General features: G+C 43.8%; 4 protein-coding genes and 5 pseudogenes. All 9 read right to left on the minus strand.

Annotated elements, in window-relative coordinates:
- Nucleotides 1-112: 112 nt before the first annotated feature.
- Nucleotides 113-1,090 (minus strand): annotated as a pseudogene (locus tag ACJHWK_RS18725) (RHS repeat-associated core domain-containing protein); the annotation flags it as partial.
- Nucleotides 1,091-1,119: 29 nt separating this feature from the next.
- Nucleotides 1,120-1,962 carry a HEAT repeat domain-containing protein gene (locus ACJHWK_RS18730; protein WP_001521516.1) on the minus strand — a complete coding sequence of 281 codons (843 nt, stop codon included), beginning with the start codon at nt 1,960-1,962 and terminating at the stop codon, nt 1,120-1,122.
- Between the two features lie 104 nt (nt 1,963-2,066).
- Nucleotides 2,067-2,443, minus strand: a pseudogene (locus ACJHWK_RS18735) (NTF2 fold immunity protein).
- Nucleotides 2,415-2,501 (minus strand): annotated as a pseudogene (locus ACJHWK_RS18740) (pentapeptide repeat-containing protein); the annotation flags it as partial. The pseudogenes ACJHWK_RS18735 and ACJHWK_RS18740, both read right to left, overlap by 29 nt.
- 39 nt (nt 2,502-2,540) lie before the next feature.
- Nucleotides 2,541-2,780: pseudogene (locus ACJHWK_RS18745) on the minus strand (pentapeptide repeat-containing protein); the annotation flags it as partial.
- Nucleotides 2,781-3,064: 284 nt separating this feature from the next.
- The gene (locus ACJHWK_RS18750) at nt 3,065-3,349 is read right to left on the minus strand and encodes a DUF6258 family protein (RefSeq protein ID WP_071593670.1); all 285 of its coding nucleotides are present in this window, start codon (nt 3,347-3,349) and stop codon (nt 3,065-3,067) included.
- Nucleotides 3,350-3,931: 582 nt separating this feature from the next.
- Nucleotides 3,932-4,279, minus strand: a complete 348-nt coding sequence (locus tag ACJHWK_RS18755; RefSeq protein WP_001328180.1) for an NTF2 fold immunity protein — start codon at nt 4,277-4,279, stop codon at nt 3,932-3,934.
- 168 nt (nt 4,280-4,447) lie between these two features.
- Nucleotides 4,448-5,017 (minus strand): hypothetical protein, encoded by a 570-nt coding sequence (locus tag ACJHWK_RS18760; RefSeq protein WP_000816740.1) that lies wholly within the window; start codon nt 5,015-5,017, stop codon nt 4,448-4,450.
- Nucleotides 5,014-7,211 (minus strand): annotated as a pseudogene (locus tag ACJHWK_RS18765) (RHS repeat-associated core domain-containing protein); the annotation flags it as partial. The pseudogene ACJHWK_RS18765 and the gene ACJHWK_RS18760, both read right to left, overlap by 4 nt.

A 7,211-nucleotide genomic window follows, 5' to 3' on the forward strand; every position in this document is an offset into this window, starting at 1 on the left:
CAATGTTATGGAGCTTAATAGGGGGGGGATTTCACCTCCATATGAACAACAAGAGAAAAAGAAAACATTTGCAATCAGAATAAATAAAAAGCACTTCATGTTGCCACCTTTGTTATTTTATATCACTTGGTCTCATAACTTTGCCAGGAGTGGAAGAAATGGGTTGACCTGAAGGTCCAAACGTTATCCAGCGGCCCATATTATTACCAGTTATGACATTATTACTTGTGTCAATTGCCGAGATATTATCCGTAAGTCCTGTTTGGATCGTATTAAAAAGAGGAGTATTATTATCCCACGCCATCCATACTTGCCATTGTGTATCAGCTCCAGTGACATTTGCATGAAGTGCTCTGGCTAACTTGCTGGCAAAAGATTTATCTCCCTCTCTGGCTGTACCACATGAGAATAATCAAACAGACATTCCCTTTTTATAGCGTGGATTAGCTCTGATTCTCTTGGCTAATCCCTCAGCAGTTTCATAGTTTCCATTTTCATCTGTAATAAAACCAGGATATCCATGTCCTCCAATAGTAAAAACGCCAGGAATATTTATTTTATCTGTTGCAGCATGCAGTGATACATTTCTGCGTATCCCCTCATCATAGAAATTCATATCAGCTAATCCAAAAGGGTCTATATACTGAACCGGATTCAACGGATACTCATAAAAATTCCATCCCCCCTTCAGCCCAATCGAATCCTGAGTGATATACCTCCCCTGCAGCGGATCATAATAGCGGTGGCGGTTGTAATACAGGCCGGACTCCTCATCATACTGCTGACCCGGCAGGCGGATGAGTTGCTGCAGCTGTTGCGGGTTCTCTTCATTCAGCAGGTTGCCCCATTCATCGTATTCTGCGCACCATTCTGTTGCCCCTTCCGTGCTGATAAGCACCAGCGGCAGGCCGCGATGGTCGCAGTGGTACAGGTGGATTTTTCGCGCCGGCGTGTACACCGGGTCCATCTGGTTTTGCATCTGCTTCACCGTCAGGCCGCACGATGCCAGCCAGCGGCGGCTTTCCTCACTCACCCGGTCAGCCAGGATTTCACTTTCCAGCCGGTCGAGCATCTGCACCGTGCCGGCGGGAATCCCCCACTGTGCATAGGCAACTCACGCTATGAACGCTTCAGCTTATCAATAGCGGAAGTTATAATTTCATTGTCATCAAACTTGTACAACATAGTATCTAAAACAGGAAGTAGCGTTTTATCACCTAATTCACCCGCAGCTTCAATGATATCATCATAAACAGTATTTTTTTTTAACTCATCGCATAAAACAGATAAAACCCTTTTATCTTTTCTGTAGGAAAGTCCGATTATTGCTTCAATACGGACTTCCTCATTTTTATCCTGAAGCATCTCCACAAAACAATCCCTAATATCACTATTATCATATTTATTGATATTTATTGCAAATGCGGCCCAGTTTCTGACATCTCCATTTGGATCTTTTAACAGATTAATCAATAGTGGAATTGTTGCTTTATCATTGATAACAGAAATAGCAAATGCTGTAGCACGTCTGACATTAGTCGATTTATCAAAAGCAGTAATTTGAGATTGTTCTACTATTTTAGGTGAATAAATTGGGTTTTTCTTGCATCGCTGAGCCGTTGACTCGATTGCCGTAGCTCGAACGCAAGCGCTCTTATCATTCAATGCCATATTGTTCAAAATATTAAACACATTATCTTTGCATTTTTTGCAAATTTTTATTTGCCCGAGTATAAATGCTCCGATATCTCTACGGATATAATTTTTATCAGAGCAGAACTCAATTGCCAATCTAACAGCGTCTTGACCACCTCTTAACTGTAATACTCTGGCAGATGAAATCCTTTTCAAGGAATTGTGATCATCAAGTAAGCGAAATAATTCATCATCATTTAGTTTCTTACATTGATTATATAAACCATACTCTTTACTTGCCTTTCTTTTCTGGTATGTATTTGACATTGCAGGAACCTCCATAAAGACTATCTTTTTCTATCGTTTGACTGTCTGGAGTCCTCCACCTACTCTGCCATCAGCACACACGATGTTTGTTTATCCTTACATACTTATTTTCCGTGGCCAAAATTTAGAATTCTCCCGTCATTTTTGCCTATTTCTATAATAAAAACCCTACCAGCAATTTGGTCTGATTCAATGGTGCCTTCAACAATCCAACTTGTTGGTAATTCCATGATTTTGTATGGTTTTTCTTCTTCTGCGGCATCATGCCCATAACGATTTTTAACATACATCTCAGCTAATTCCAATGCTATAGCTTTATTTTTTACCAAATTTCTAACGGTGTATTTCCCCTCACATTCATACTTGCGCATTATAATAATATTATTACACTGCGCCCATGTGTTGTATGTAAAAACAAAGATACAATCACATAGGTTCTGAATAATATTTTCTTATACGTTGTCATGTATTTTGCAAACATTAGACAATCCTTTTCCATTTATTATATCTTTCCCATGATTATCTATTGCTTTAAAATTTTCACCTATTGACCTTGAATTACTACAATCACTTCCAGTGAAATCTGAGTTATTCAGAATAGCATTCATCAGAGCCGCATTGTGAAAGACAGCATTTCTAGTTGATGTATGTTGAATCATTACATTTCTTAAATGAGTTTTTTCAAATTTCGCCCCATCAAGACAATAACCATTGAGGGTGGCACGATGTAGATTCATCCCGCTAAAATCATATCCAGCAAGAGTGGTACTATCTATCTCAAGAAATTTATTGGTTATTAAAAATGCGATTCTTATCATCTGTTCCTCCAATCATCTAACTCCTGAAAAATTTGAAAACCAGAACCTCGCTTAGGCCTGTGTCCATACTACGTGGGTAGGATTATTCTGCGTACTACGCTGTTGTCCCTTACGTGCTGATAAGGGCTGGCAGGTTTCCGGCTTGCTTCGTTGAGTTCACTACGCTAAAGCTCCGTGTCCACATAACCCAGCTCGGAGGCATGACCTTCTCTGGTTCGTTCCATCTAAAATGTCTATAACTGACATGGTTATTCAATTATTTTTTCTTTGAGTTTATTCTCAATCTAGCGGTCTTTATACCTGATGAGAATTTGACATTCACCAATATTATCAATGTCACCAACATTTGTGTTTCGAATTTGACCAACAGCAACTATAGTTGATTCAAAACATTCAACATTGACTTTATCTGTTATTATTGAAACTATATAATCATCTGGAATGGAGCCATTAGGTATTATATTAAAGAAAGTAACATCGGTAAATACTAAATAACCATTTTCTAAGTCTTCATTATTATAAAAATTCCATTCTGTTGTACCATAGGCTATCCTTGAGATTAAATTCACCTGAATTCTAATTTGTTTGCTCCATAAATCAAATTCAATTTTTTTATTGGTCGATCACCAAGATATATTCTATCAAACATATTACCCTCTATTCTAAAAATACTCAGGCATTCCACACATTATATCAGCCTCATCTTGACTGCTTCCCGTTTCCCGATACGGCGGTGCGGGGAGTCATAAAGGTAAGAAATTTCCAGCAGTACGGCGTCCTATTGTTCACGGCGGTAATGCACCAGCCAGTATTGGCTATCGTAGTGATAACCGTGTAATCTGCCGCCGCATCGCGTATCTAATGTTCATTCTTTTCCATAAACCGTCCGTACACATTGTGATAGTAAAAATACAATACATCTTCGCTGATGCGGTTATTCTGCTGCATGTGGGAAGCGCCGAATACTGCTCCCGGTATGGCCAGTAATTACTATTTAGTACGACGTTAGGGGGAGTCACTTAATCTCACAGATACTTCAAGTAACAGATGAAAATCGCTCCTGAAATGAAAAAGAAATTTTTTTGAATGTGTTCCTGTCAAATCAAGTGGTTTTTTCGTCGATATGTAGAGTCATATTGTACACAAAATAGTTATGAAACACACCTTGGTAAAATATTTGAATCGTCTGAACAGTGGATTATTTTGTGTATTACATCCAACGCTTGCCCATCTTTTTTCGCTATTAGTATTGTAAAATTTCCTCCTAACGTCTTCGGTTGTTTTCCCTCGATTTTCCAACAATTATTGTCATCTGTAATACTATATGGTTTCTGAAATTCTGCTTTTTCTTTCCCGTATATATATTTAATATAAACATATGATAATTCCAAAGCCATTTCACGACTATTTACTAAAATTTCCACTGAATTTTCTTTTCCAAATACTGAGTGTGATATTGTAAACAATATCATAATAAGTAATATTAGTGAGTTTCTCATGCTCTACACCTATCGAATCTCAAAAGTTGTGGGTAAAACATTACATTCAGAATATATGATATTCTTACCATCGGAATCCATTTTTCCAAATCGACCTTCTGGTGTTCCTGGATACCCATTAAGAACATATTTTTTCGAATAGTTAATTTATTTTCTCAGGAAGAGATTTTATTTTTCTTCACTACGAAGCAGTTCATGCTGTACTTTTGTTAAACATTCGTAAGACTCATCTTTGTTCGGGAGATGTGCTGTCATTCGAGCATAAGTTGGCTTCTCATCTTTAAAATATTTAACCATGATTGAATTATCAAGGACTGCCAACAACTGAGCTGGATCACTGCTCTTTTTTTGATAGATACCCGCTCTTATATAACTTCTAAACCGATCGCCGAGAAACGCCGTTTTTTCTGCTGTATTTAGCAACTCCTGCAACGTTCCTTTGGTTGCATGATTTTCATTAAGGCGTAGTGATCCGACGCGAATTAAGAGTCTCGCCCCGCTTGGTGTGAATTTGTTATTTTTACATATACCAAGTTCTGTTTGCCAATAATACTCACCTATGTCCTCATTCTGATACCATCTCCACATGGTTTTATTATTTAAGACAGGAAACGCGGAAAAAATAGTACCCTTAGTGAAAATGGTAAAGCAATCTTGATCTTTAGCTTGTGTTTCGCAATTAGCTATAACACCAAAACTAACGAATATCATCAGCAAAAAGAACAAAGCTCTTTTCATTTTCTTATTCCTCTCGATGTTCTCTGTTTCATTTTAGCTAAAATTTCACCCAAATCATCTATCCCTGCTGTTGCTGGCCCATCGGGTTTATTAATGTCTGGGAATAAATAGGGTTCTGCACAAGTATATCCTGGTGGTAATTGAGTTGTTGGCCAAGTTGTCTGTGGCAGGTAATCACTTGCTGTCTTTGTCTCCATCCCTGGATACTGGGGATCATCCTGCGGCGTACAAGTCAGATTGGGTTTTACCCACTTCCTGCAATACAGTGTGTAATCGTAAGGACTTAATGCTCTGAAGAATGTTTTGAAAACATTAGGCGCACTACTGGCCTGGTCAATAGGATATGGCAGTCTTAATTGTTTCGCTATGTCTGGCAACTTACTTGGATCGGGCGTAGGCGGTTTGTTGGGTCTCGCTCCATATCCGCCATTATTTAAGTGTCCATATTTAGATGCCAGTCCCATTGAATCTATATACTGAACCGGATTTAACGGATACTGATAAAAATTCCATCCCCCCTTCAGTCCAATCGGATCCTGAGTGATATACCGCCCCTGCAGCGGGTCATAATAGCGGTGGCGGTTGTAATACAGGCCTGACTCCTCATCATACTGCTGACCCGGCAGGCGGATGAGCTGCTGCAGCTGGTGCGGGTTATCCTCACTCAGCTGGTTACCCCATTCATCGTATTCTGCGTACCATTCTGTTGCCCCTTCCGTGCTGACAAGCGCCAGCGGCAGGCCGCGATGGTCGCAGTGGTACAGGTGGATTTTTCGCGCCGGCGTGTACACCGGGTCCATCTGGTTTTGCATCTGCTCCACCGTCAGGCCGCACGATGCCAGCCAGCGGCGGCTTTCCTCACTCACCCGGTCAGCCAGGGTTTCACTTTCCAGCCGGTCGAGCATCTGCACCAGCACCGGCGGGAACACCACACTGCCACCGTCTTCGCCGCCGGACTGCTGAAGCGCATCCGCCAGGCTGCGGCGCTGCGTTTTCGCCAGCTCACCGGTGGCGGTTTCGACCCTGATGAGTGGCGTGAAGCTCCCCGGCTGATAAACCGTCTGGATGCGGGTTCTGTCGTTCTGTATCGTGGTCAGCCGGTCGCCGTCCCAGCCGTACCAGGTCACTTCCGGTTTCCGTGACAGCGACATCCAGCCCGTCAGGTCCCGTTCACGCCGCCACACCCGTTTTGCCACCCTGCGGCCCAGCGGGTCGTAAAGATAGCGACTTTCGACCAGCGGCTCTGCATATTGTGTCCGCGTGTAGTGCACCAGCCGGTGCTGACTGTCGTAATGGTACCGGTGAGTCCGCTCATCATCCGTGCGGATAACCCCTTCCGGGATGAGGTCGGTTTTCTCCGTCAGTCTGCCGTGACGGTCATACCGGTAAAGATAGTGCGCGTCACGGGCGATACGGTTATCCGGCCACATGCTGAGGGTGATGTCCGGGTGCAGCTCCGGGTCGGGCAGGCGGTTGCCTGCCGGGTCCGTGGCATACGGGATGCGGATATCCAGATTTGAGGTGGTGGTGTGGACGCCGGTCAGCCTGCCGGAGTCGCTGTAGCTGTAACTCCGGGTCTGTCGCGGGCTGCTGATGCGGATGAGTTCGCCGTTGTCGTTCCAGGTGTAATCGCGGTCATACTGCAGGCTGTTCAGGTGCTGGCTCTGTAACTGCCCGGCAGAGGTATAAGCGGTGGTGAGTTCATAACGGCCGAAGCTGCGCAGCGTTTCCCGGTGCAGGCGGTCGCGGGTGAAATCCACCAGCGGTGTGTCGCCGAGTTTCATGCCTGCCAGCCAGCCGCTGCCGTAAGTCAGCCATTCCACGGCGGGCAGGCTGTCCGGTATACAGCGGTTCGCCAGTCCCTGCGCGTTGTAAGCGTGTCTGGTTTCATGCTGCCAGAGCAGGCTTCCGTCTGCGGGTGATGCACCGTCTGGCGCTCACCGGTCAGGCGGCCTTTCTCATCATACCCGTAATGCACCGTCACCCGGTGGCCTTCGCTGAGATGGCTGATTTGTGTCAGCCAGCCGCGTTCGTCGTACCGCCACTGTTCTGCGGTTTCACCATTCACCGTTCGCTGTGTGATGCGGTCTGCTTCGTCATAGTGCCAGTGGGTGACCAGCCCCTCATCCTCGCTGCGGATAAGTTTGCCGGTCAGGTCGTGGTGATAACGCTGTGTGCGGCCGTCAAAGCCGGT

It is taken from the genome of Escherichia sp. WS547 (genome assembly GCF_046486065.1).
Taxonomy (GTDB): Bacteria; Pseudomonadota; Gammaproteobacteria; order Enterobacterales; family Enterobacteriaceae; genus Escherichia; species Escherichia coli.